The following is a 24276-nucleotide window of genomic DNA, read 5'->3' on the forward strand; positions in this document are numbered from 1 at the left end:
CCACGGCCACGATAACGTCGCATTGACGATAATTCTCGTCAGTGCGACGTTATCTGTTTCGAGGGGGAGCCATGACACAGGCACTGCTCGCCGGGCGCTACCGGCTCAAGGACGTGCTCGGCCGGGGCGGCATGGGGGTCGTCTGGCGCGCGGAGGACGAGCGGATCGGCCGGACGGTGGCGCTGAAGGTGCTGCCGCCCGAATACGGTGTGCCGGCCGCGCAGGAACGGCTCGCCTCGGAGGCGAGAGCGCTCGGGCGGATATGGGACCCGCGCGTGGTGGCCGTGCTCGACTACGGGCAGGACGCGGACGGCACGGTGTTCGTGGTCATGGAACTGGTCGCCGGACACACGCTGGACCGGGCCGCCGCCGACGCGTCGGTGCCCTTGGTCCTGGACTGGGCCGGACAGATCTGCCGGGCCCTGGAGGTCACGCACGCGGCCGGTCTGCTGCACCGGGACATCAAGCCCGGCAATGTGATGGTCACCCCCACGGGGACCGTCAAGCTCCTGGACTTCGGCATCGCCCGGTTCGTCCGGGAACCGGACCAGGCACACCCGCTCACCCTGGCGGGTCAGGCAGTGGGAACACCCGCCTACATGGCGCCCGAACAGCTCGGCGCACCCGGGACGACCGACGGCAGGGCCGATCTGTACGCCCTGGGCTGCGTGCTGTACGAACTGCTGACCGGAGCCCGCCCCGAGTGCGGCGGCCTCTACGAGAGGAAGCTGCCGCCCCCGCCCTCCCTCCGCTCCCGCGAACCGCTGCCTCCCGAGGTCGACGGACTCGTCCTCGCGCTCCTGGCGCCGGAGCGGGCGGACCGGCCCGCTGACGCGGGAACGGCGTGTGCCATGGTCGGGGCCGCGATGGACGCGTGGAGCAGGACGCACGGCCCGGCCGGCCTCGGGTCCGGCGCCCCCGCGTGGCCCGGCGACAGCGACGGTGGTCCTGGAGGCACGCCCGGCGCCCCTTCTCCGTACGGCCCGACCGCCCTCCTGGACGTCGTTGCGCCCTCCCCCGAACAGGGCGGCCCAGCGACCCGAACGCGCGTCATGCCGATGCCCATGTCCGGCCTCGACCGCGTTCGCGAACTGGCCGACTGGCAGCGTGGGCATCCGGAGGCATGCCGCGACCCGCGCACACCCGCCGTCAAGGAACTGCGCCACCTCGTCGAGGATCTGGTCTACCTCCCGGCAGGTCTGCTGGCCCACATCGACCTCTCCGGCCTGAACCTCGACAGTGCCGTCCTCATCCAGGGGAGACTGGCCGGGGCGCGGCTGACGGGAACTCAACTCTCCTTCGCCCTGATGCCGTTCGCCGATCTGCGCGAGGCACACCTGGTCGGCGCGGACCTCGCGGGCACCTACCTCGGCTCGGCGAACCTGGCGGGCGCGGACCTGTCGGACGCCCAGCTCTACACGACCCACCTCACGGAAGCGAACTTGTCAGGGGCCCGCCTGACAGGCGCCAACCTCGTGGCCGCGGTGCTGTCCGATGCCGACCTCTCGGGCGCCGACCTGCGGGGCGCGGTCCTGCACGGCGCCTCGCTCCGCGAGGCCCGGCTGAGGGGCGCCGATCTGTCGGGCGCCGACCTGCGGGGTGCCGACCTCGCGGGCGCCGACCTGAGCGGTGTGCGCTGGTCCGTCGAGACGTGCTGGCCGTTCCCGTCGACCGCGCTGCGGAAGCTGTCGTACTCCTCGCAGACGCCGGGCGGATTCGTCCTGCCCGACCCCTGCACGTCGTGGAAGCTGCGGAGGCTGCTGGACGGGGACGACGGCCGGTAGTGCGCGATGGTATGCCGGTCGCCGCTGGGCACCTCGGCCGCCGCCTACGCGATCAGTCGCCGCTAGCATCAGGGCATGTCGATCCGGAAGCAGGCCGCACCGCCAAGACCGCTCGCGATCGGCGATGTCGTGAGCGTCTGTTCACGCGCTCTTGGAGAGTGGACGGCCGCGCAGATAGTCGGACTCGATGCCGATTCGCAGACGGCTGCCGTGCTCGAACTGGACTGGTCGGGCCCCGAACCGTCGTCCGTGGCCGACCTCGGCGACGTCGTCCCGCTGCGGCTGACCCACCACTCGTGGAACGGGGCGCTGTCCTTCTGCAACCACACATGGGTTCTGCCCCGCAGCCACAGAGTGCTCGGATCGCTGCCCCTGCTCCATGACGAACCGTCGAACTCCTGGGCTTCCGGCTGGCGTTTGGGCGACCAGCTCGCCCGGCAACGGCGATGGGACAACGGCGTCCACGACGATCCGGTCGAAGCCTGGAACGCGGAGTACACCGGAGTGACGGTCAACGAATTCCTCGACCGGCCGACAGCACCACAATCACAGATCGCGCAACTGACGATCAGGGCCATCGACTCCCTCGACTGCGCCCGGCTCGTCCAGCGCTTCCCCGATGTGGTCACGCTTCACCTGTACGGGCGCCTCGGTCTCCTGACCGGCGCGGGCGAGCTGAACAGGCTTTCCTCCCTCCAGGAGATCCTCGTTTACGACCTCTTCGGGATGTCCGGGGAGGACCGTCTTCGACCTCAGTGCGTGCCGAAGCTGGAATCGCTGGACGTCTACAGCGTCCCTGCCGAGTACGCCTCGGCCACACGCAGTACCTGGCGACCGGAGATCACGGCGGGCACCTACGTGTCCGTCCTCCGTGCACGGGAACCCGCATGGGTCGAGGAGAACCGGAACAACCCGTTGCGCGACTGGGACGGCCGCGAGCACATCAGCCCAACCGTCTACAAACGGGCTGTCACCCAGTACAAGACGACACGGAAGGCGATCCTTCAGGTGTTCGCCGAGGAATCCGCGGTCGTCCGATCGACACGCATGGAGGAGCTCGGGCGTGCCTACGGTGAGGCGTTCAACCGACTTGACCGCCGGACGTGCTTCATCGAGACGGTCGAGCGCGAGGAGCTCTTCGCCGCCCTCGATCACATCGTGAAAGAGTGCGAAACACTCCACGGCGGCGGCACCGACGACGCCCACGCCGGCCTCATCTCCGGAGTCGAGTCCGTCCGGGACTGGTAGTTCGGCAAGGAACCCCAAGGCGTCCTGATCCACCTCGCCTCCCGTGCACCGGTCTGGCCGGCACTCGTCCCCGGCACCGGCACCGGCACCGGTGGAATCCTTGGAAGTCGGGTCCGGGACGAGTGGCGCTACTTCCGTACCCACTCCCCCGGTTCGGCGTCCACCGCCATGCTGAACTGCGGCAGGTGACCATTGCGGTCGACCATCAAGAAGAGGGAGTCGGGCTGACGGCAGTCCTTGCCCGCGTCCGCGGCGTACATCGCGGGGCTCAAGGTCAGCACCGGGGACACGGCGCCGACGATGAAGGTGTTGTCGCGGCTCTCCGATCCGTCCTCCGCCGCGCCCGTGTCCCAGATCTGCACCAGGCGGCCGCCGACCGGGCCCCGGGTGATCCGGAGCATCCCCTTGTCCCGATTGCCGGCACCCAGACGCCGACGCATTCGTCCGGCACCGCTTTCCGTCCGTCGGACGACCGGTAGAGCTCGGTGGTCGAGTCGCCGGACTTCCAGATCAGCACGTCCTTCGACCGTACGGTGAGGGTCTGCCGCGACAGCGGCTTGCACCGCCCCGCGGCACCTCCGCCGTCACCTGGCCCTTGCCGGCGGCCAGCGAGTCGGTATCGGCGGAGACCGGCTTGGCGCGCCCGGTGCACTGCGCGTAGCCGTCGGTGCCGATGTAGGCGGCGACCTTGTCGCCCTGACGGCACATCCTTGTTCACACCTTCCGTCGAGAGGTCACGGACCGTACGGCGGTGGGGCGTTCGGCGGTGGAGGCGTTCGGCGGTGGAGGCGTTCGGTCAGCGGGTGTCGTCCTCGTCGGGGTCGTGCGGTTCGTCGGAGAGCAGGTCGGCGGCGTGGCCGTCGAGTGCGTGCTGCATTTCGGTGGAGCGGGGCAGCATCGTCTTCTCGTAAGCCCGGACGGCGTCGTCGATGGTCTCGTGGCGGGCGAGGGCCAGGGCGAGTTCGCAGGCGTCGAGCATGGCGAGGTTGACGCCGACGCCGAGCGGGGGCATCAGGTGGGCGGCGTCCCCGAGCAGGGTGACAGTGGGGTCGTGTTCCCAGGTGTGGGGGACGGGAAGCGCGTACAGAGGGCGGTCGACGTAGAGGCCGTCGTTGTCGCGGAGCATCTGCCTCAGGCGGGGGGACCAGGCCCGGTAGCGGTCGAGGAGGATGTCCCGGATGCCGTCGGTGTCCTCGGCGGTGAGGCCGGCGGCGGTGATCCAGTCGGCGGGGACGCGCTGGATGACGTAGACGCGGATGTGGTCGCCGCTGCTGCGCTGGGCGAACAGCCCGCGCTCGCCGTCGGCGGCCGCGGCGCTGCCCTGGCCGACGAGTCCGGCGATGCCGGGGTGCCGGTTGTCCACGTCGTGGAACCACGCTTCGAGGAAGCTGATCCCGGTGTACTCGGGGGTGGCGTCGGAGAGGACGCGGCGCACCTTGGACCAGCCGCCGTCGGCTCCGATGACGAGATCGGCCTCGACGCTCGTGCCGTCGGTGAAGTGCAGCAGGCGGGGCCCCTGGGGGGATCCGCCGACGGAACGCAGGGTGTGGCCCCAGCGCACGGTGTGGGGCTGGAGGGAGTTCAGGAGAAGGTCGCGCAGCTGTCCGCGGTCGATCTCGGGCTTGAAGCGCTCGCCTTCCCGAGGAACGTGGTGGAAGCCGATCGCGCCTGCCAGGTGGTCCAGTCGACGCATCTCCTGCCCTTCGGCGCGGGAGACGCGGAAGAAGTCGTCCAGCAGGCCGGCCTCGCGCAGGGCGATCTGGCCGTTGTCCTCGTGCAGGTCGAGCGTGCCGCCCTGGTTGCGCGCCTCCGGGCCGGTTTCGCGGTCGTAGACGGTGGCGTCGATGCCGTACTGCTGGAGGATGCGGGCGCAGGTCAGACCGCCTGGACCGGCTCCGACGACGGCGATTCGGGGGGTGCGTCGGGTGTTCACGGTGGTGCTCCGTTCATGGGAGTGGGGATCGGCCGTGGACATGGCCGATCGCTCCGTTCGGACAGGAGGGAGTGAGGTGCGGTGAGGTGTGGATGCCGGGGCCGGGCAATGCCTCGCGGCCACCACAACAGAAAAGCACACCGGATCAATAAGTGCAACGACTCAACTTTCTAAGCGAGACAATTAGTGGTGTAGATTAGTTCTATGCCCGAAGCCACCCGCCAGAGCGATGACGCCCCTGCCCCCGTGGGGCGCCGCGAGCGCAAGAAGGCGGCCACCCGCCAGGCCATCGCCGACGCCGCCCTGCGCCTGTTCCTCGAGCGCGGCTACGACGACGTCGGCATCCGCGAGATCGCCGACGCCGCGGACGTGTCGACCACCACGCTGTTCAAGCACTTCCCCGTCAAGGAGGCGCTGGTCTTCGACGAGGAGGCCGACCAGGAGGCAGGCCTCCTCGCCGCCGTACGCGAGCGGCCCCCCGGTCGGTCCATCCCGAACGCCCTGCGCGAGCACGCACTGCGCCACCGCAGAGGGGGCGCCGACAGCGATCCCCGCTTCACGACCTTCCTCGACCTGGTGAACAGCACCCCGGCCCTGCGCGACTACCACCAGGCCATGTGGCTACGCCACACCGCCGCGCTCGCCAAGGTGATCGCCGAAGAGAGCGGCCTCCCCGCGGGCGATCCGGCCTGTACGGCCCTGGCCCACTTCGCCCTCGAAGCACCACACGCCGCTCGCGGCCACGACGACCCTCAGCAGGTCATCACGAGAGCTTTCGACCTGCTCGACAGCGGCTGGCGCGATCTCACCTGAGACGAGGCGCCGACAGCGTCGGTCCCATGTGATCCGTTCTCTGGGGAAGTCCACGGTTCCGGCGCTCAGACCTCATACAGGCCGACGCCTTCGCCGGCCGCCGCGCGCGTCAGGACGTCTGCCAGCTCCACCGGTGTGGAGAGCATCGGGTAGTGGCCGGTGGGCAGTTCGAAGAAGGTGACTCCGGGCTCGGCGAGCTTGGCGAACCGTGGCAGGCCGGTACCGTGCAGGGTGCGGGCGAACTCCAGACTGAGGCCGTTCGCGAGGCAGAAGACCCCGGTGGTCGGGAGCTCGAGCCAGGCGCCGGTCAGTTCGATCGGCTCCGTGACGGTCCGGACCGGCTGCGGGGTGGCCAGATGGTGGTAACGCTCCAGCTCCGCCGGCGGGACGGCGTGCAGCGCCGGGATCTCCTCGGGCACCGGGATGACGCCGTCGAGGGCACGGTCGAGCAGGCCGAGCTGTGGCATCTGCGCCACCAGCGACTCACCCGGCTCCGGGAAGCCCGTGTCCACGAACACCACCCGGGCGACCTGTCCGGGATGCCGGTCGGCCGCCGCGAGGGCGGGGAAGATGCCGTAGCTGTGCGCCACCAGCACGATCCCCGGGCCCTCCGCGTCCAGAAGAGCCGCCACGGCGTCGGTGTGCTCACACAGTCCGATACCTGCGGGGTCCTCCCCTGCCCGCTCGGGCATGCCGGGCAGGGTGACCGGCAGCGCCCGGTGCCCCCGCGCGGTCAGCTCGGCGGCCACGGCCTCCCAGGCCCAGCCACCCATGAAAAGTCCCGGGACCAGCAGAAACGTCGTCATGACAGACCTCTTTCGAAGCATCGCGTGCGGTCGGTCAGGACGGTAGGACCTCCCCTTGGGGGAGACTCCAGCCGTTTCCGGCGCGCGGGCCGGACGAGGTCCGTCTGACATCGCCTCCCACCCCGGGACAGAGGGAATGAGGTGGCGTCGGTGATGCCCAGTTGTTTGGATGCCTCACGTGACTTCTGCCGACTTTGACGATCACCCTGAGCGGGCATTGCTGGACCGGCTCGAGGAGTACTACGACGCGGTTCCGCGCCACGGCGCCCGTGTCGAGGACATCGGGCCGCTCACCCTGTTCGTGCGGGAGGGACCGGGCTGGCCGTTCTACGCACGTCCCGCACGGGGATGGTCCGGTCCGCTGGAGGCGGCCGACGTGCGGAAGGTCCGTGCCCGTCAGCGGGAACTGGGGATCCCGGAGAGTTTCGAATGGGTCGCCGAGACCACGCCCACACTGCGGGCGGCGGTCGAGGCATCGGGACTCGTGGTCCACGAACATCCGCTGATGGTGCTCGATCCACGGGTTCCGGCAGCGCCGGTGGAGAGGCCGTCCGGCACCCTGTCGGTACGGATCGTCGGCGCGGACGATCCGACGCTGCCCAGTGCCCTGGCCGTTCCTCACCTCGCCTTCGCCGAGCCTGGAACCCACGTGGGTCTCGCGGGAACACCGCAGTTGGCGGAAGCGGCCGAAGCCCGCGTCGCCGACGGATCGGTCGAACGTGTCGTGCGGCGCGTCCGGGCAGGTCTGACGGTGGTCGCCGCGGCTGTCGAGCAAGGGGTGGCACTGTCCGCGGGCCAGCACCAACCGCTCGCGGGAATCAGCGAGATCGTCGGCGTGGGAACGCTTCCCTCGGCTCGCCGTCGCGGACTCGCCGGCGCGGTCACCGCGGCCCTGGTGGCCGACGCCCGGTCAAGGGGAGCGGACACCGTCTTCCTGTCGGCGGGTGACGACGACGTCGCGCGGATCTACGCCCGACTCGGCTTCCGCGAGATCGGTACGGCGCTGATCGCCGAACCCGCCCCATAGGTCCGGTCCGTCCGCTCCGGGTTGGACACCACCCGTCGGTCACAGAGCTCGGAAGCGTGGGTGAGAAGGAGCGTCACTGCACGTCAGAGGGTCGCGAGCCAGGCGGCGGTCTCGTCGGGGTGGGCGAAGCGCAGGGTGGCGAGCGGGGCGAAGCGGGGGTCGCGGGTACGGCGTTCGATCTCCTGGCGGCGGGACCCGTACTGGGACCAGGACCACCAGACCGGATGCTCCCGGCTCAGCCACCCCCGCCAGGTCTCCCTGTTGCCGCCGAAGAGGAGCTCGCGACGGGCGGAGCGCCGCAGAGAGCGGCGCACCACACGGGGCGCGACCACGCGCCTCGGGTAGTCGAGCCACACCACCGTGTCCGCCCTGCCCCACAGGAGATCGCGGACCTCCGGGTAGCCGAGGGAGTCCACCACCCAGCGGGGCCCCGCGCCGAGCCGCGCCACGTCCTCGGCGAACGAGCCGTTCACGGCCCAGCCGGGGCCGTCGTAGTAGAGCGCGTCCATCTCGTGGTACGCCAGACCCAGCCGCTCGCCGAGCGTGCGCGCGAGCGTGGACTTGCCCGCGCCCGTGACCCCCACCACCAAGATCCGCTCCACGGCGGCAGCCTATCCGGGGACGCTGAGCTCCTAGAGGGTGCGTCGGCGGCTCTGTTCGGCCGACAGGTCCGCGGCGGCCCGGGCGGCGTGTTCGGCGAGATGGGCCGATCCCCAGGCGTGTGCCGTGCGCTCGGCCAGCGCGTAGGCGTCCGCCGCCCGCCGGTGTTCGCCGAGGAACCGGTACAGGTCGGCGAGCGCGTGCGCGAGGGGCCGGCTCGCGTAGGCCACGCCGGCCGCGCCCGCGAGCTGGTCCCGCAGCGGCTCCAGATGACCGGTGAGCGCCACCGCGCCCGCCTGATCGCCGACGAGCACGGCGAGCTGGGCGCGGAAGTCCAGTTCGAGGCCGTAGAGATGGTCACGCATCGGCTCAGGGGACACGGGGACGGCTCGCGCCTCGTCGAGTCTTCCGAGCCGTGCCAGGACCAGCGCCCGCGCCACCGAGACCGAGCCGCCGGCCGACTCGTACACGGCGTGGACCATCGGCTCGATGTCGGCCGCGCGGTCCTGGAGGAGCCGCATGCTGATCAGGGCGAGTGTGCGCAGTCCGGTGGCGTGATGGGCTCCGACCCGCTGGAGCAGGGTGTCGGCCTCCGCGTAACGGGCCTCCGCCACGTCGAAGCGGCCGGTGACGGCGGCCAGCATGGCGGAGGCCGCGGCGCCCAGCCCCTGTGCCCACACCAGGCGGTAACGGCGGGCGAGCACGAGCCCCTCGGCGGTGTGGCGGCGCACCGCGGCGGGGTCGTTGCGGGCTGCGGCGGTCATCGCGTCGAGGTGCTCACAGACCCAGCGGTACGCGGGCAGGTCATGGGCGTGCGCGAGGCCGCGCAGCTCCTCGGTGAGCGGGGGCCGGGCCTCGGCGTGGACCTCGTGCGGCAGCAGCCTCGCCGATGTCATCAACGCGGCCGCCATCAAACGTGGTTCACCGTCCGCGCGGGCCAGGGCGAGCTGGTCGTGGGCCGCTCGCAGAGCGCGGGGAGCGTCCTCGCCCGCGACCGCGTCGACGAGCACTTGGAGGACCCGGGCACGGGTAGGGCCGTCCAACCCCTCTTCGGAGGCGAGGCGTTCGAGGCGGGCCAGGGCGATCCGGTCGTAGGGGCCGTCCAACCGGCTGCGCCAGGGGGTGGGTTCGGTCCAGGCGCCGTATACGGCCGCCACCAGGTCACCCCGGTCGGCCTGTTCGGCGAGTTCGACCGCCCGTCGCCGGGTACGGCGGGCGGCATCCGTGGCACCGGTGCGGACCTGGGCGCCGAGGAGACGGACCAGCAGCTCGATCAGCCGGTCCGGCGGGGTGTCCTCGCCCGCCGCCGCCGTGTGGGTGTCGATGGCCTGCTGGATCAGGGTGACGGCGACGTCGTGCGCGTAACGCCGTTCGGCGGCCTCGGCGGCCCGCAGCGCGTAGTCGACGGCGAGCGGGGCGTCCTCCGCTCTGCCCGAGTGCGCGAAGTGATGTGCCAGGGCGGCGAGTTCGCCCGGGCGGTGCAGACGCAGCAGCCGCGCGACGCGGGCGTGCAGCCGTGCTCGTCGTACGCCGGACAGGTCCGCGTAGACGGTGTCCCGCACGAGGGCGTGTACGAACCGGACGCGGCCGGGGCCCGGTTCGGCCAGCAGCCCGGCGGCCAGCGCCGCGTCCAGCCCGTCCAGGACCTCGTCCTCCTCCCCGTCGGAGGCGTCGACGAGCAGACCGGCCTCGGCCTCCAGACCCAGCACGGCCGCGAGTTGTACGACGGTCCGGGCGGCGCCGGGCAGCAGCGCGAGGCGCCTGCGCAGCACGTCGCGTACGCCCTGCGGCACCTCCGAGACGGCGACCAGAGCCCCTTCGTCGGCGAGGAGACGCGCGCTCTCCCGGACGTAGAACGGGTTCCCGCCGGTGCGTTCGGCGAGCGCGGCCACCGTTGCCGGGTCGACCGGTCCCCCGCAGACCGCTTCCACCAGGGTCGCGGTGTCCTCGGGGGCCAGACCGCCGAGCGCGATCCGGTGCGGGGCGGCGGGGGCCAACTGGGCGAGGGTCTTCAGGAGATGGTCGCCCACGTCCGAAGTCCGGTACCCGGCGACGGTGAGCAGCGGGACCCCCGTCACCGCCGCGGCCGCCTCGACGAGGGCCAGCGTCTCGGCGTCGGCGCGGTGCACGTCCTCCAGCAGGACGGCGAGCGGTGTCCGGGTGGCCGCGGTCCGCAGCCAGGCGGCGAAAGCCCGGTGCATACGGAAGCGGCCGGCGGCCGCCTCGTCCCCGACGGGGACGACCGCGCCGTCCGACTCCCGCAGCAGGACCGCGAGTTCGTCCGGGGCGGCCGGGGGCACCTCGCGGGCGAGTGCGCCGAGCGCCTCCACCCAGGCCCAGGCGGGCGGCGCGCCCTCGTACTCGGGACAGCGCCCGATCACGACCCGCCAGCCGGACCGCCTGAGCCGGGCGGCCGCCTGGTCGAGGAAGGCGGACTTGCCCGCACCGGCCTCACCGGTGACCAGCACGATGCCACCGCGCTGCCGGGCGGCCCGGGCCGTCGCGTCCAGAGCACGCAACTCCGCGCCCCGGCCGACGAACAGGCCGGGTCCGGCGGACGGGACCGCACTGCGGGCGGGCGGGGCGGCGGGCGGGGCGGCGGGCGGTACGGCGGCCCATTCGGGCGGCACGACGGCGAGCCCCGCCGACACGGCAGCCTGTACCACCGGTATGGCGACCCGTACCGGCGGGATGGCGGTGGGTCCGGACGGTGCGGCGGTGGGTCCGGACAGTACGAGCGGCAGGGAGGCCGGTTCCGGCACCGCCGCGCGCAGGAGGTCGAGCCGTCCGGCGAGCACGGCGCGTTCCAACTCCCGCAGTGCGGGGCCGGGATCGCAGCCGATCTCGTCGCGCAGTACGGCAGCGGCACGGCGCAGCGAGGCGAGCGCGTCGGCCTGCCTGCCGCAGGCCCACTGCGCCAGGACCAGCAGCCGCCAGCCCTCCTCGCGCAGCGGACGGTCCTGGACGAGGCCCTCCGCGTCGCACGCGGCCTGAGCCGCCCGGCCGGTGGCCAGATCGGCGGCGACGGCGAGTTCGAGTGCTTCGGCGCGCAGTCCGTCGAGCCGGGCGACCTCGGTGGCGGCCCAGGGTTCGTCCGCGTGCCCCGCGAAGGCCGGCCCACGCCACCAGCCGAGCGCCTCGGCCAGCCGTACCCGCGCCTCCTCGGCCGGGGCGCTGCGGGCCCGGCCGACCCAGGTCTCGAAACGCCACGCGTCCACCGCGTCCCCGGGCAGCCTGAGGACGTATCCGGGCGGGGCGGTGACCAGGATGGTGGCCGGGGTGCGCGGCGGCCGCCCCGGCTCCAGACAGCGCCGCAGGTTCGACAGGTAGGCGTGCAGGGACACCAGCGCCTTGGCCGGCGGTTCGCCCCGCCACAGCGCGTCCGTCATACGGTCCACGGGTACGACGCTGCCCCTGGCGGCGATCAGCAGCGACAGGACGGCGCGCTGACGCGGAGCGCCCAGGGCGACCGGTGTCCCGGCGACTTCGGCTCCCAGCGGACCCAGGACTCGCAAACGCAGCACGCCCGCGGAATCTACCCGAGACCTGCGTCTCTTCCGTCAACAGACGATAAACGCCCGCCGCTTCGGACGCCTGCCGCGCGCGGCCCCGGGCGGCGACCGTGCACACCGGCAGGGCGCCAAGGCGGGCGCCAAGTGAACGCCAAGCGGGGCACGTGACGCTGGGGCGGACTTCGTACGCATCCGATCGTTGGAGCAAGTGAGCATGTCCCTCAACAGCAGCCACGGCGTCTCTTCCACCGCCGGGCGTCCCCATACCCACGAAATGGTCGTGGTGCACCGGGTGTTCCGGCGCGAGTCGGCCACGCTGCCCCGGCTGGTGCGGGCCGTGCCCGACGGGGACACGGCCCGTGCGGGGCGGATCGCCGGGGCGTTGCGGGACTACACCATGGGCCTGCACCACCATCACCACGCCGAGGACGAGCTGATCTGGCCGCTGCTGCGGAGCCGTGCCCCGCACGACGGGGAACTGGTGGGCCGGATGCGGCTCCAGCACGAGGAGATCGACCGCACGCTCGCGGCCGTCGCCGAGTGGCTCCCCGTGTGGGAACGGTCCGCCGACCGGATCCCCGGGGAGGAACTGGCCCTGGCCCTGGACGCCCACCGGGCGGCGTTGCTGCTCCACCTCGACGAGGAGGAGCGGTCGGTCCTGCCGCTCGTCGCCGAGCATCTGACCGTCCCGGAATGGGACTTGGTCGGCGAGCGGGGCATGGACGGCATACCGAAGAACAAGCGGATGCTGGCGCTCGGCGCGATCCTGGAGGAGGCGACGCCCGAGGAACAGGCCTACTTCCTGGGCCGGGTTCCGCTGATCGGCCGGCTGCTCTGGCGGGCCCTCGGCCGACGCCGGTACGCCGCCTACCGTCGCGCCATGCGCGCCCCGCTGGCCGGGGAGTAGCACGATGCCTCTCCTCGACTCCGCCCCGCTCGACGTCCTGGACGCCTACCGGACCTGCGAGTTCGCCACCCTGGGCCGGGACGGCACCCCCCTCGCCTGGCCGACGGCCGTGCGGCGCCGACCGGACGGGACGCTGCTGCTGAGCACGTCCCTCGCGTTCGCCCAGAAGGCGCTGAACATCCGCCGTGACGGCCGCGTCGCGCTGCTCTTCTCCGAGCCCACCGGCAGCGGTCTGAAGGAGCCCCGGCAGATCTTCGTCGGAGGGCGCGCCGAGTGTCCCGACGAGATCATGACGGGTCCTCAGGGCGCCGAGGACTACTGGCGGACGCTGTTCGAACGGCAGCCGCACAGCCGGGCGTACGTCCTTCCTCCGCTGCGCCGCGTGATGGACTGGTACTACCTGCGATTGCTGATCACCGTGACCCCCGACCTGGTCGTGGTGCGGCCGCCGCTGCCGGCCGCGGCACAGTCGCCGGCCCAGGGGGACAGTCCGCTGCCCGGCGCCGGGCTGCTCGCGCGGTACCCGACGGCGGTGCTGGCCGCCCGTGACGCCACCGGCGCGCCGGTGCTGGCCCGCACGCGGCCCGTGCCCTCGGACGGCGGCTTCGTCGTGGACGTGCCGGCCGACTGCGCGGCCGTACCGGGCCCCGCCTCCTTGCTGGTGCACCGGCACGACGAGCGCCTCAACAACATGCACAACGCGCTCGTACGCGGCGAACTGCGCGCGGCGGACGGCGGGTTGCTGCTGGTCCCGGCGGGCGTGGTGGAGCCGATGGGCTCGGGCCGCGCGAGCGAGGCGGTGTCCGTGCTGCGCACGACCCGCCGGGCCACCGCCCGCTATCTGCGGCAACGCGGCCTGGACCGGCCCCGAGTGCGCTGGCAGGACTTCCGCGCGCTCGCCCGCCAGGCACGGCGGGGTGACGGAGGCTGATCGGTGCACTTCGTCCACCGGGAACATGAGGGGACGCGTCACTATGTGACCGCATCTCCTGACCACCTGCCGAGGGGCGGGCGTTCACCGCGGGATCAGGCTGTCAGTGCCTCTCTGAGCGTCGAGGACTTGAGTCCGAAGGTGTCGCGGATGTCGCTGTCGTCCACGAGGAACGGGCGCTCGGACATGTAACTCATCTCGGCGAACTCCCGCCACAGGGGATCGGTGAAGGACAGCAGCGCCAGGTCCCGTTCGGTGAGGGGCTCCAACCGCGGTTCGGGCGCGCCGTGGAGTTCGGCGAGTTCGGTCGCGGCCCGGCGCAGCGTCGTCGTGATGACCGGGGCGTGCCAGCCCCGTCCCCAGGACCGCTCGTCGCCGCTGACGGCGACGAGCGCCGCCGCGACGTCCTCGGTGTACGAGAACGAGTGTGCCGCGTCCGGGTCGCCGTGGACGAGGGCCAGTTCACCGTCGCGGACCCGGGGCGCGACCAGCAGCGTGAACGCCGATACCGCGCCCGGTCCCAGGTACTGTCCGGCTCGCACTTCGGTGACCCGCAACCGCCCTTCGTCGTGGGCGTCCCTGGCCTGCTGCCACAACTGGGCCCGCACCCGGCCCTTTCGCGTGGCCGGGGCCATCGGGGTGCGCTCGGTGAGCGGCCCGGCGGTCTGCCGGTAGCCGTAGTGGTTGCCGAGCATCACGTAGTCGGCCCCGGCCCGCTCGGTCGCGGCGAGGATCGACGTGAACAACGGTGGCATGGCTTCCGGCCAGGTCTGATACGGGGTCATGGCGGCGTTGAAGACCGTGGTCGCCCCGGCCAGTGCCTCGGTCAACTCCCCCGTGCGGCCCGCGTCCAGGGCGATCCGTTCGATGCCGGGGTGGTCGGGACCACTGCCGCTGCGGGTGACGAGGCGTACCCGCCTGCCGCTCTCGGCCAGTTGCCTGGCGGTCGCGGACCCGGTCGCGCCCGCCCCGATGACGACTGATTCAGCCATGGCGTTGTCTCCGTCTTCTCGCCGTGTGGACCGCTTCCCCCGAAGGGGAAACGTGGTGCGCGGGGGCCCGGCCGCTCGCCCAACTGTGCCGTGGGGACGCGCGGTAGAGTCAGTGGCCTGACAGCCACGAGGTCCAAGGATCCAGCCATGCATCGTGTCGCCGTCCTGGCCGTCCCCGCCGTGAAGCCCTTCGACCTCTCCATGCCGTCGACACTGCTCGGCGCCGCCGAACTCGACGGGCGCCCCTGTTACGAGGTGACGGTGTGCACCACCGTGCCCGGTACGGTCGCCGCGTCCGGTGGGATCGAGGTGGTGATCCGGCACGGCCTCCAGGTGATCGCGGCGGCGGACACGGTGATCGTTCCCTCGACCACCAACCGGTACGACGCGGAGCCGGCCGCGCTGGAGGCCCTGCGGGAGGCGGCCGCCGCTGGCAAGCGCGTCGCCTCGATCTGCAGCGGCGCCTTCGTCCTCGCTCAGGCCGGGCTCCTCGACGGCCGTGTCGCCACCACCCACTGGGCTCTCGCCGAGGAACTGCGGCGCGCCTTCCCCTCCGTACGCGTGGACGCCGACCGGCTGTTCGCGAAGGACGGACGGATCGTCACCGGCGCCGGTTCGGCCGCCGGGATCGACCTGTGCCTGTACCTGATCAGCTCCGACTACGGCGCGGCCGTGGCCAACACGGCGGCCCGCGCGGCGGTCGTCACCCCGGTGCGCCAGGGCGGGCAGGCGCAGTTCGTGCGGACCCCGCTGCCGGCCACGACCGATTCCTCGTTGGACGCGGCCCGCGTCTGGGCACTGCGGAACCTGGACCGGCCCATCTCACTGGACGACCTGGCCGGCCGGGCGAAGGTCAGTGTGCGGACCCTGACCCGCCGCTTCACGGCCGAGACCGGTGTGACGCCGTTCCGATGGCTGCTGCAGCAGCGGCTGCTGCGGGCCCGCGAACTGCTGGAGACCACCGATCTCACCGTCGAGCACGTGGCCCGCCGCAGCGGCCTCGGCTCCGGCGAGTCGCTCCGCCAGCACCTGAGCCGCCAGATCGGCATGACCCCGGCCGCCTACCGGGGCGCCTTCACCCACCGCCCGGGTGTGAAGAACGGTCAGTGACCCCTTCGCCCCTTCAAGCACGAGTTCACGGGGTTCACGGGGTTCCCGCGTCCTGGGTGGTCATGGACAGCAGGACCAGGGCGTCGTGCTCGGGGGTATGGGGCGGGGCCTGGTAGATCAGGATGCGCCGGTCGTCGCCGGCGGGGCCGAGTATCTCGTTGGCGAGGGTGACCGAGCCGATCACCGGGTGCCGGAACGCGGTCTGACCGGCCCGCTTGACCCAGACCTCGTGCCTGCGCCACAGGGCGGCGAACTCGCCGCCGGCCGCCACCAGTTCGGCGACCAGCGCCGCGGTCCGCCCCGGGGCGGTCAGTTCGGCGGTGTGCAGGTGCGCGACGCAGTTGCGGGCCACCCGTTCCCAGTCGGCGAAGAGGGTCCGCGCGGCCGGGTGCAGGAAGGTGTACCGGATCGTGTTGCGCTGCCCGGAGGGCCAGTCGCCGAGCCCCGCCATCAGGGCGAGTCCCTCCGGGTTCGCGGCCAGTACGTCGTTGACCTCGTCGAGCACGTACGCGGGGCTGGGCCGGACCGATTCCAGGAGCAGCCGCAGGCCGGGTCCGGGCGGTCGCGGACCGGCCGGCCGACGGCGTGGTGTCCGTCCGGCGGCCTGGTCGGCGAGGCCGAGGAGGTGGGTGTGCTCGTCGGCGGTGAGCCGCAGGGCACGGGCCAGCGCGTCCAGTACCGCGTCGCTGGGCGCGGTCTCCCGTCCCTGTTCGATCCGGACGTAGTAGTCCACGCTCACGCCGGCCAGCACGGCCAGTTCCTCGCGGCGCAGCCCGGGTGTGCGCCGGATGCCCGGACCGGTGGGCAGCCCGACGTCGGCCGGGCCGATCCGCCCGCGTCGGATCCGTAGGAACTGGGCCATCGCGTTCACGGCGTGAAGTCTGCCACCGACCGGTCCGCTCCCGGGTGGCCGTGGCACACCCAGGAACCGCGCGGCCTTCCCGGAACAGGCCCGGCGGCACAGTCTCGGACCATGACAGACACGATCATCATCGGCGGCAGCTCCGGTATGGGCCTGGCTCTGGCACGGACTCTGCTGGCCGAGGGAACGGATGTGACGATCGTCGGCCGGTCCGCGGACCGGCTCGCGACGGCGCGGGCGGAACTGGAGCGTCCCGGGCGCGGGAGGGTCCGTACGATCGCGGCCGACCTGGGGCGGGAGGAGGATGTCGCCGAACTGTTCGCCCGGGTGGAGCGGGTGGACCACGTTGCGGTCACCGCGGCGGACGCGACCGGTGTGTACGGCCGGACCGCCGACCTGGCCACCGCGACCGCACGGGCGTTGGTGAACACCAAGCTGATCGGTGCCTGGTTGGTCGCCAAGCACGCGGCCGGACGCGTCACCGGCTCGATCACCTACACCTCGGGCATCAACGCCTACCGGCCGAACGGGGCGAACACCATCATGGCCGCGGCCAACGGCGCGCTCGCGTCACTGGCGTACGGGCTGGCGGTCGAACTGGCGCCCGTGCGCGTGAACGTGATCTCCCCGGGCTGGGTGGACACTCCCCTCTGGGACCAGCTCGGCATGGACAAGAAGTCGGCCTTCGCCGAGCTGGCCGCGAGACTCCCGGCCCGCCGTGTCGGCACTCCCGACGACATCGCGCAGGCGTTCCTCTCGGTGATGCGCAACGGGTTCATCACCGGAACGGTGCTGCACGTCGACGGAGGACACCGCGTGACCTGATCCGGCACCGGGCCCGGCGGGCGCCTGCCGGGGGCGGGCGCCGCGCAGGGCACCGGCCCGGCATCACTCCCGGTCGCGTCCGGCGGTACGGAGGCCGCTCGAAGCCCTTCCCGGTCAGGCGTCGGTGAAGGCCGACTGGAGGAGGTCGGCGAGGAGGGCCGCGCAGGTTCCGTCGGGGTCGAGATCGGGGTCGTAGATGGTGAGGTTGAAGCCGACGCACCGCTCCGATCGCACCAAGGTCCGCAGCAGCGCGGCGAGTTCATCCGGCAGCAGCCCGCCGGGGTCGGGACTGTCGACGGCGGGCATGACGGACGGGTCCAGCACGTCCGCGTCCAGATGAACCCAGAACCCCTCGGTCACGGGCACTTCGAGAGTCCGCAGGACCACGCCCGCCAGTTCACCGGCCCCCCACTCCCGGATCTCTCCGACCGTCGCGTTCATGATCTTCAACTCGGTGAGTTCGGCCCGCTCGTCGTCGTAGTCCCGGATGCCGAAGACCCGTACGTCCTCGTCCCTGACGTACGGCCGCAGTCCTTCGAGATCCGTCAGGTCCCGCTGGCCCCGGCCGGTCGCGATGGCCAGTTCCTCGCCGCCCGCGGCGCCCACGCGGCCGGAGTTGCCGGGGTGCCGGAAGTCCGCGGACCCGTCGATGACGACGAGTCCGTACCGTCCGATCCTGCGCAGGGCGAGCGAGGCACCGAGCTGGATGGAACAGTCCCCGCCCAGGACGACCGGGAAGTCTCCCGCCCGGACGTGGTGCTCGACGCGGTCGGCGAGCTTGCGGCTGTACGTGGCGATGGCCTCGGCGTTGAACACGCCGTCGCCCTCCCGCCATCCGCCGCGGTCGTAGCGGGGCGGAACGACGACTCCGCCCTCGTACGCCCCGAGCCGCTGCGGCAGCCGCTGCTCGCGCAGCGCGCCCGCGAGCTTGTAACACCCGGGCACGGTGCCTTCGGCGGGCGGCCGGAGGCCGAGATTGGACGGAGCGTCGATGACGACGAGACGGCGCATCCGGCCATTCTGGCTCTGCGGCGGCTCCAGTTCAACGGACTGGTCGACCGGCAGGCGGCCCCCGACGCACGGGCCGGTCACAGTCCGCGCGCCGATCCGCTCGCGTCGGTCTCCAGCCCCTCCCCCGCGGCGGTCAGCCGCCCGCGCCTGGCGTGAGCACCATCACCGGCTACGAACCGTCCGCGTGGACCGCGTACACGTAGCGCTTGTTGACGTACTCGCCCACGTTCCAGATCACGGACTCGCCGAACGACCAGTTGGACGCCCCGCTGCTGTGGTAGCTGAGGTCCTCGCACCCGATGACGAGGTCGCACACCGCGCTCGCGGTCGAGGCACCGGAGGTGAAGGTGCGCAGTGTTCCCTTGGTGGAGGGGCCGTCGCTGGCGGCGAGGAAGTGCTTGGTGTTGCGGGACACCACGCCCTGGATCTTCTGCTGGCTGACGGTGACCGCCTCCGTCGCGGTGAGCGAGGCGAGCCTGCGGTCCGTGTAGTCGAGGTTCCAGCGGACCACCTTGGGCGTGCCGGTGCCCTCACCCGTGCCGTTGAAGGTGCCGTCCTTGTAGTTGACCGTGCCCGACAGGGAGTACTCGCTCACGACGAGGCTGTCGGGGGTGCTGGCGCGGTCGAGCCCGATGGCCGTGTAGCGCAGGTAGGTTCCCGCGTTGTCGTAGGCATGGCTCTGCGGCAGGACGTACTGGTACCCGTACCCGTAGTACTGCCCGTCGGTGTGCAGACCGCACACGTCCTTCTCGGTCAGCGGCACCTTGAACAGGGTGTTCAGGTCGAATACCCGCAGACCCTTGTAGGTGTCCACCACGTAGAGCAGGTTGCCGTACCACATGATGCCGCCCGCGTGCTTGCGGATGGGGTTGAACGAGAACTCGCCCGTCGCGGTCTTGACGGGCTCCACCAGCAGGACGTGCCGGTACTTCGGCGCCGACTCGTTGTTGTAGTTGACGACCGTGAGCCTCAGGCCCTTGTCGAGCGCGTACTTGTCCGTCGGGTCGTCGTCGGGGTTGGTCTCGAAGTACCAGGAGGCGAGGACGACACGGTTGGTTCCGCCCTCGGGGTAGGTGCCGTTGCCGTAGGCGTCGGCGCTGGTGGTGACGCCCTGCGGAATCCAGTAGTCGACCGCCTGGTCGTCGGAGTCCCAGGCGAAGCCCGTCTGGAACGCCTCGGACGTGCTGGGGGCGCTGGTCAGGTGGGTGGCGTTGCGGTTGACATCGGCGATGACCGCGGTCGCGTCCACCTTGGGCAGCTTCGTCGCCAGACCCACCGTCAGATCGGCGAACTCACCGTAGCTGTTGGCGGTTCGGGCGGTGAGGGTGAACTGGCCGGCGTCGATGGTCGCCGCCTGAGCCGGGGATGCGGAGAGGACACTGCCGGCGGCTCCGATGAACGGGGCGGCAGCCATTCCCTTGATGATCGCTCTGCGTGTCATGGTCACAGCAAGTAAGTTATTGCGTTCTCGATCATCAAAGCAAACCGCCCGCCGGCAGGGTGCCGGAGCCGTCAAGGCATCAGACCCGCGATCGGGGGAACCCAGAAGGGGAACCCCCGCATCGGAGGCACATGATGTTCGAGGCAGGTGACATCCGCGAATGGCGTGGTCACGACGTGGTGGACCCCGGTGGCCACAAGATCGGCACCCTGGAGTCCGTCTACGTCGACACGGCCACCGACGATCCTTCCTTCGCCACCGTGACCGTGGGCCTTCCCACCCGCCACCGCCTGGTGTTCGTCCCCCTGGACCGGGCGACCGTCGGCCCGGGCTACCTGAGGGTCGCCCACGACCGGAGTCTGGTGAAGAGGGCCCCCTCCATCGACACGGACGGTGTGCTGCCCGCCACGGACGAGCCGGAGGTCTTCGCGCACTACGAACTCGAGTACACGCCGGGTGTCAAGGGCGAGCGGCGGCTCGCCCGTCGCTGATCCGCGCCGAGAGCCCGGGAGGGCCCGATGAGCCTGTTTCTGTTCCTGATTCTCGTGGCGGTCGTCCTGGGCATCATCGGGGTCGCCGCCCACGGGCTGTTCTACCTGCTGGTCATCGGCGTCGTCGTCCTTCTCGCCGATCTCGTCTACGGAGGGATGCGCCTGCGCCACGGCGGCCGGAAGCAGCGCGTCGCGCGCTGAGCGCGACACCCGCCCCGGCCGACGCGGCCCGGTCGCCGCGGCACGGCGGTCACCCGCGTCGCCCCGGCCCGGCGGGTCACCCTCCCAGGTACGGACTGTAGAGAGCGGACAGGAAACGGGTGACGATGACCTCGCGGGTCGTCGCCGGGAGGGCGTCCAGGAGGCGGTTGACCGGGGCCATCCGGGCCGCGCCGTCGCCGCTCAGGTCGATGCCCGCGGCCGGGAGCAGTGCCGCGAAGGAGGCGTTGTCGAGTTCGGTCAGGTCCACCTGCCCGAGCAGGTCGACGATGTCCGCGGGCGGTGTCGGGGGTCCGAGCGGACGGACGACGTCGACGCACTCGCGCAGGACGGCGAGCAGTTCCTCGACGCCCCGCTCGCTGACCCCGGTGAGGGTCAGGTGCAGGTTGGCGGGCAGCCCGTCCAGGCTGAGCTGCGGCTGGAGGAAGAAGCCCCGGGCGCGGGTCTCGTCGGCGAGGGCGAAGAGGTCGAGCGGGGTCTCGGCCGCCGGATCGGTGCCGATGGCGACCAGGGTGGCCTCGGGGGTGCCGAGGACGGTGAGGCCGTCGATCTCCTGGACGCCGCTGATCAGTGTCCGGGTCGCGGACAGGGCGGCGCGGCCCAGTTCGCGGTAGCCGTCGGCTCCGAGTGCCTGAAGGGTGGCCCACGCCCCGGCGAGCGGGCCCGCCCCCTTGCTGCTCTGGATCGTGGAGTTGACGACGCTGTAGCCGGGCCAGGTGGCGCAGGCGTAGTAGGCGTCGAGACGCAGTGCCTCGTCACGGAACAGCAGGACGGAGGCGCCCTTGGGGGCGTAGCCGAACTTGTGCAGGTCGCAGGAGAGGGAGGTGACGCCGGGGACGGAGAGGTCGAAGGCCGGGACGGGCGCGCCGGCCTCGGCGAGCCAGGGCAGCAGCCAGCCTCCGACGCACGCGTCGACGTGGCAGAGGATGCCGCGGGCGGCGGCGTCGGCGGCTATCTCGGCGACGGGGTCGATGACGCCGTGGGCGTAGGAGGGTGCGGAGGCGACGACGAGGACCGTGTTCTCGTTGCAGAGTTCGGCCATCGTGGCGGGGTCCGCGCGGTAGGTCACGGGGTCGACGGGCGCGCTGCGCACGGTGACCCGCAGATAGCTGCCGGCCTTGTGGAAGGCGGCGTGGGCGGTGACGGGGACGACGATCTCCGGGGCGAGGACGTCCGGGCGGGCGTCCCGTGCGGCCTTCACCGCGAGGATGATCGATTCGGTTCCGCCGCTGGTGAAGATGCCGGGGGTGGTGTCGTCGCCGCCGAGGCGGGTGGCGGTCGCGCCGACGACCTGGCGTTCGAGGGCGACGATGCTGGGGAACGCGGTCGGGTCCAGACCGTTGACCTCCATCATCGTCAGGTAGGCCCGTTCGGCGGCCTCGCGTACTTCGGGACGGCCGCTGTCGTAGACGTAGGCGGTGGTGTTGCCGCCCCGGGTGGGCAGGTCGGCGGCGGTGAGGACGGCGAGGTCGGCGAGGAGGTCGGCACCGGAGCGGCCGGTCTCGGGCAGGCCCGGGTGGGCGGCAGGAGCACCCGCGGTGGTCTGCTGAGGAGTCGTCATCGGGGAGTTTCCGTTTCTCGTACGGCGCGGCGGCGGCCGTAGGCGCGCAGGGCCGGCAGGGAGAGCAGCATGAGCAGGGCGGGCACGAGGCTGAAGCCGAGGAGGATGCCGGTGCGCGCGGTGGCGGTCTGGGCGACCGGGTGGTCCAGGGTCGAGGAGACGAAGCCGGTGGCGGCCAGGGCGATCGAGTAGGCGCCGGGTCCGGCCGCGAGGCCGACGGTCTCCCCCGCCGTCCACAGTCCGGTGAACGCGCCCGACTGGACCTGTCCGGTCCGCGCCGTGTCGGCGTGCACCGTGTCGGGCAGCAGGGCGAGCGGCAGGACCTGGAGGGCCGCGTAGCAGACGCCGAGCAGTCCGCACAGCGCGAGGGTCGCGGCGACCGCGGCGGTGCCGCTGCCGCTTCCGGCGGCCGGGAGCAGGGCGGCGGCGCCGAGGGCGTAGCCGCAGGTGGCGACGGTGAGGCAGCGCAGCCGTCCCCACCGTCCGGCGGCCTTGGCCCAGAGCGGGACGGCGACGGCGCTGGGTGCGACCAGGCAGACGAAGAGCATCGAGGTCAGGCCGTAGCCGCCGAGGCGGTAGGTGGCGACGTACGGTGCGGCGGCGAGCATGATCGCGACGGCGGCGGCCTGGAGCACGAAGGAGAGCAGCAGCGCGAAGAAGGCGCGGTTGCCGCGTGCGGTGCGGAAGGCGGCGACCAGTCCGAGGGGTTCGGGTCCGGGCCGTGAGCGCACCCAGCGGGTGCCGAACGCGGGCACCAGCAGGACCGCCGCGATGACGAGGCCCACGGTCAGCCCCATCGTGCCGTATCCCTTGCGGCCTCCGCCCGCGGCGTCGACCACCAGGGGTGCCGCACCGCCCGCGACGAGGATGCCCAGGGTCAGGAAGACGATCCGCCAGACCATGATCCGGGTGCGGACGGACGGCACGGGGGACATCTCGGCGGGCAGGGCGACGTAGGGCACCTGGAACAGTGCGAAGGCGCTCGCGGCCAGGACGAAGGTGACCGCCACCCACACCGCCGCGCCCGTGCCGGTCATCGGTGACAGGAACATCGCCGCGAACGCGGCCGGCAGCGCGAGCCCGCCAGCGACGAGCAGCCGGGTCCGGTGGCCGGTGCGGACGGCCTCACGGTCGCTCGCCGCCCCGACCAGCGGGTTGAACACGGCGTCCCAGGCCTTGGGCAGGGCGACGACGAGTCCGGCGATGCCGGCGGGGACGCCGAGCGCGTCGGTCATGAAGTAGAGGAGCAGCAGGCCGGGGACGGTGGAGAAGACGCCGGTGCCGACCGAGCCGAGTCCGTAGACGAACAGGCGGCGCCGGGTGAGGTCGCCGACGGCGGCCGGGGGGACCAGGGCGGTCGTCATCCGCGCTCCCGGTCGCGCGGTCGCGGGGCGGCGATCCCCAGTTCGCGCAGGACGAGGGCGCGCAGGTGGGCGCGGAAGCGCGGCACCTCGGCGCGGATGCCCGAGCGGCAGAAGCCGTGGGTGCTCCACAGCACCGTCCAGACGGTCATCTCGACGTCGGCGGGCTCGGCGGATCCGGACCCCGCGGACGGGACGGCCTCGCGCACGGTGTCGCGGACCGCGTCGACGAGCGGCCGTGCGTAGGCGGCCTCCAGATCCGCGAACTCGGCGGCGTCCGAGAGCCAGCGGCGCATCCACAGGGCCGGGATGTGCGGCTGGTCGAGACAGAAGTCGAGGTAGCGGTCGACCAGGCCGGTGACGGCCGCGGCCGGATCGGTGGGCGCGAGCTCCCGGAAGGCGGCCAGCGCGTCCGTCAGCACCCGCTGCTCGGCGAGGTGGGCGCGGAGCATGACCTCGCGGTAGAGGTCCGGCTTCCCGCCGACGTGGTAGGCGACGGTGGCCATGTTCAGCCCTGCCTCGGCGGCGATCCGCCGAGTGCTCGTGCCGTCGTAGCCGTGGTCGGCGAAGAGGGAGGTGGCCGCCGCGATGATGCGTTCACGGCTGGCGTCGGCGGGCGGTGGGGCCGGGGCCGGTGAGGCGGGTGGCGAGTCGGACATGGCGGGGAGGATATGCCGCCGGGAGGCGCCGATCAATCGATTGATGGAGACGATTTCGCGGACCTCGCCGGACGCGCCCGGGGGTTCCCCCGTACGTTCCCGCCGAGGACGCCCGCCGGACGGCCGCCGGACGACCCCTGCCGGCTCCCGGCCGGCCCCTTGGATCCGGCGCCGCCGACGGCA

23 protein-coding genes are annotated in these 24276 nt (G+C 72.2%); 10 read left to right on the forward strand and 13 right to left on the reverse strand.

Going from position 1 to position 24276, the window contains the following annotated elements:
* Positions 1–71: 71 nt before the first annotated feature.
* Together ACFYW9_RS21950 and ACFYW9_RS21955 are read left to right on the forward strand one after the other, a co-directional pair.
* Positions 72–1784 (forward strand): serine/threonine-protein kinase, encoded by a 1713-nt coding sequence (locus ACFYW9_RS21950; protein ID WP_389152801.1) that lies wholly within the window; start codon positions 72–74, stop codon positions 1782–1784.
* A 75-nt stretch (positions 1785–1859) separates the two neighbouring features.
* The gene (locus ACFYW9_RS21955) at positions 1860–3032 is read left to right on the forward strand and encodes a hypothetical protein (protein WP_389152804.1); all 1173 of its coding nucleotides are present in this window, start codon (positions 1860–1862) and stop codon (positions 3030–3032) included.
* A gap of 128 nt (positions 3033–3160) precedes the next feature.
* Here ACFYW9_RS21955 and ACFYW9_RS21960 read toward each other — a convergent pair whose 3' ends face one another.
* From ACFYW9_RS21960 to ACFYW9_RS21970, 3 genes are all read right to left on the reverse strand, one after another.
* On the reverse strand, positions 3161–3433 hold the full coding sequence (locus ACFYW9_RS21960) for a hypothetical protein (RefSeq protein ID WP_389152808.1): 273 nt from the start codon (positions 3431–3433) through the stop codon (positions 3161–3163).
* Positions 3434–3542: 109 nt separating this feature from the next.
* Complete coding sequence (locus tag ACFYW9_RS21965) at positions 3543–3740, reverse strand: hypothetical protein (protein ID WP_389152811.1); 198 nt, start codon at positions 3738–3740, stop codon at positions 3543–3545.
* A gap of 88 nt (positions 3741–3828) precedes the next feature.
* The gene (locus tag ACFYW9_RS21970; protein ID WP_389152814.1) at positions 3829–5007 is read right to left on the reverse strand and encodes an FAD-dependent oxidoreductase; all 1179 of its coding nucleotides are present in this window, start codon (positions 5005–5007) and stop codon (positions 3829–3831) included.
* 162 nt (positions 5008–5169) lie between these two features.
* Here ACFYW9_RS21970 and ACFYW9_RS21975 point away from each other — a divergent pair, with 162 nt between their 5' ends.
* Positions 5170–5778: a TetR/AcrR family transcriptional regulator gene (locus ACFYW9_RS21975; RefSeq protein WP_389152817.1), complete on the forward strand. Its 609-nt coding sequence runs from the start codon at positions 5170–5172 to the stop codon at positions 5776–5778.
* Between the two features lie 65 nt (positions 5779–5843).
* Here the strand turns inward: ACFYW9_RS21975 and ACFYW9_RS21980 are convergent, their stop codons facing one another.
* Positions 5844–6584 carry an alpha/beta fold hydrolase gene (locus ACFYW9_RS21980; RefSeq protein ID WP_389152820.1) on the reverse strand — a complete coding sequence of 247 codons (741 nt, stop codon included), beginning with the start codon at positions 6582–6584 and terminating at the stop codon, positions 5844–5846.
* Positions 6585–6762: 178 nt separating this feature from the next.
* Here ACFYW9_RS21980 and ACFYW9_RS21985 point away from each other — a divergent pair, with 178 nt between their 5' ends.
* A complete protein-coding gene (locus ACFYW9_RS21985; protein ID WP_389152824.1) occupies positions 6763–7611 on the forward strand; it encodes a GNAT family N-acetyltransferase in 849 nt (282 codons plus the stop codon).
* An 83-nt stretch (positions 7612–7694) separates the two neighbouring features.
* Here the strand turns inward: ACFYW9_RS21985 and ACFYW9_RS21990 are convergent, their stop codons facing one another.
* A complete protein-coding gene (locus tag ACFYW9_RS21990; protein ID WP_389152827.1) occupies positions 7695–8213 on the reverse strand; it encodes an adenylate kinase in 519 nt (172 codons plus the stop codon).
* Positions 8214–8243: 30 nt separating this feature from the next.
* Positions 8244–11735, reverse strand: a complete 3492-nt coding sequence (locus ACFYW9_RS21995; protein WP_389152830.1) for a BTAD domain-containing putative transcriptional regulator — start codon at positions 11733–11735, stop codon at positions 8244–8246.
* 202 nt (positions 11736–11937) lie between these two features.
* Between ACFYW9_RS21995 and ACFYW9_RS22000 the strand changes: the two genes are divergently transcribed.
* Both ACFYW9_RS22000 and ACFYW9_RS22005 read left to right on the forward strand, forming a co-directional pair.
* Positions 11938–12630: a hemerythrin domain-containing protein gene (locus ACFYW9_RS22000; protein ID WP_389152833.1), complete on the forward strand. Its 693-nt coding sequence runs from the start codon at positions 11938–11940 to the stop codon at positions 12628–12630.
* A gap of 4 nt (positions 12631–12634) precedes the next feature.
* A complete protein-coding gene (locus tag ACFYW9_RS22005; RefSeq protein ID WP_389152836.1) occupies positions 12635–13561 on the forward strand; it encodes a pyridoxamine 5'-phosphate oxidase family protein in 927 nt (308 codons plus the stop codon).
* A gap of 95 nt (positions 13562–13656) precedes the next feature.
* On the opposite strand, the gene ACFYW9_RS22010 is transcribed toward ACFYW9_RS22005, so the two are convergent.
* A complete protein-coding gene (locus tag ACFYW9_RS22010) occupies positions 13657–14553 on the reverse strand; it encodes an NAD-dependent epimerase/dehydratase family protein (protein ID WP_351863401.1) in 897 nt (298 codons plus the stop codon).
* A 147-nt stretch (positions 14554–14700) separates the two neighbouring features.
* Here ACFYW9_RS22010 and ACFYW9_RS22015 point away from each other — a divergent pair, with 147 nt between their 5' ends.
* Complete coding sequence (locus tag ACFYW9_RS22015) at positions 14701–15663, forward strand: GlxA family transcriptional regulator (RefSeq protein ID WP_389152841.1); 963 nt, start codon at positions 14701–14703, stop codon at positions 15661–15663.
* Positions 15664–15697: 34 nt separating this feature from the next.
* Here the strand turns inward: ACFYW9_RS22015 and ACFYW9_RS22020 are convergent, their stop codons facing one another.
* A complete protein-coding gene (locus tag ACFYW9_RS22020; RefSeq protein WP_389153085.1) occupies positions 15698–16525 on the reverse strand; it encodes a helix-turn-helix domain-containing protein in 828 nt (275 codons plus the stop codon).
* Positions 16526–16636: 111 nt separating this feature from the next.
* On the opposite strand from ACFYW9_RS22020, the gene ACFYW9_RS22025 reads away from it, so the two are divergent.
* Positions 16637–17350 (forward strand): SDR family oxidoreductase, encoded by a 714-nt coding sequence (locus tag ACFYW9_RS22025; RefSeq protein WP_389152844.1) that lies wholly within the window; start codon positions 16637–16639, stop codon positions 17348–17350.
* A 114-nt stretch (positions 17351–17464) separates the two neighbouring features.
* Here the strand turns inward: ACFYW9_RS22025 and ACFYW9_RS22030 are convergent, their stop codons facing one another.
* Together ACFYW9_RS22030 and ACFYW9_RS22035 are read right to left on the reverse strand one after the other, a co-directional pair.
* Positions 17465–18361, reverse strand: a complete 897-nt coding sequence (locus tag ACFYW9_RS22030) for an arginase family protein (RefSeq protein ID WP_389152847.1) — start codon at positions 18359–18361, stop codon at positions 17465–17467.
* 169 nt (positions 18362–18530) lie between these two features.
* A complete protein-coding gene (locus ACFYW9_RS22035; protein ID WP_389152850.1) occupies positions 18531–19802 on the reverse strand; it encodes a hypothetical protein in 1272 nt (423 codons plus the stop codon).
* Positions 19803–19936: 134 nt separating this feature from the next.
* Between ACFYW9_RS22035 and ACFYW9_RS22040 the strand changes: the two genes are divergently transcribed.
* Both ACFYW9_RS22040 and ACFYW9_RS22045 read left to right on the forward strand, forming a co-directional pair.
* On the forward strand, positions 19937–20293 hold the full coding sequence (locus ACFYW9_RS22040; protein ID WP_389153088.1) for a PRC-barrel domain-containing protein: 357 nt from the start codon (positions 19937–19939) through the stop codon (positions 20291–20293).
* A 27-nt stretch (positions 20294–20320) separates the two neighbouring features.
* Complete coding sequence (locus ACFYW9_RS22045) at positions 20321–20494, forward strand: hypothetical protein (RefSeq protein ID WP_328456733.1); 174 nt, start codon at positions 20321–20323, stop codon at positions 20492–20494.
* Positions 20495–20570: 76 nt separating this feature from the next.
* On the opposite strand, the gene ACFYW9_RS22050 is transcribed toward ACFYW9_RS22045, so the two are convergent.
* From ACFYW9_RS22050 to ACFYW9_RS22060, 3 genes are read right to left on the reverse strand one after another with little or no spacing between them, the layout of a single operon-like run.
* Positions 20571–22073 carry a pyridoxal phosphate-dependent decarboxylase family protein gene (locus tag ACFYW9_RS22050; protein WP_389152854.1) on the reverse strand — a complete coding sequence of 501 codons (1503 nt, stop codon included), beginning with the start codon at positions 22071–22073 and terminating at the stop codon, positions 20571–20573.
* Positions 22070–23437: an MFS transporter gene (locus tag ACFYW9_RS22055; protein ID WP_389152857.1), complete on the reverse strand. Its 1368-nt coding sequence runs from the start codon at positions 23435–23437 to the stop codon at positions 22070–22072. The genes ACFYW9_RS22050 and ACFYW9_RS22055 overlap by 4 nt, the downstream gene beginning before the upstream one ends.
* Positions 23434–24093 (reverse strand): TetR/AcrR family transcriptional regulator, encoded by a 660-nt coding sequence (locus ACFYW9_RS22060; RefSeq protein WP_389152861.1) that lies wholly within the window; start codon positions 24091–24093, stop codon positions 23434–23436. Before ACFYW9_RS22060 ends, ACFYW9_RS22055 begins: the two co-directional genes overlap by 4 nt.
* Positions 24094–24276 lie beyond the last annotated feature (183 nt).

Source organism: Streptomyces sp. NPDC002698, from assembly GCF_042888945.1.
Lineage (GTDB): Bacteria > Actinomycetota > Actinomycetes > Streptomycetales > Streptomycetaceae > Streptomyces.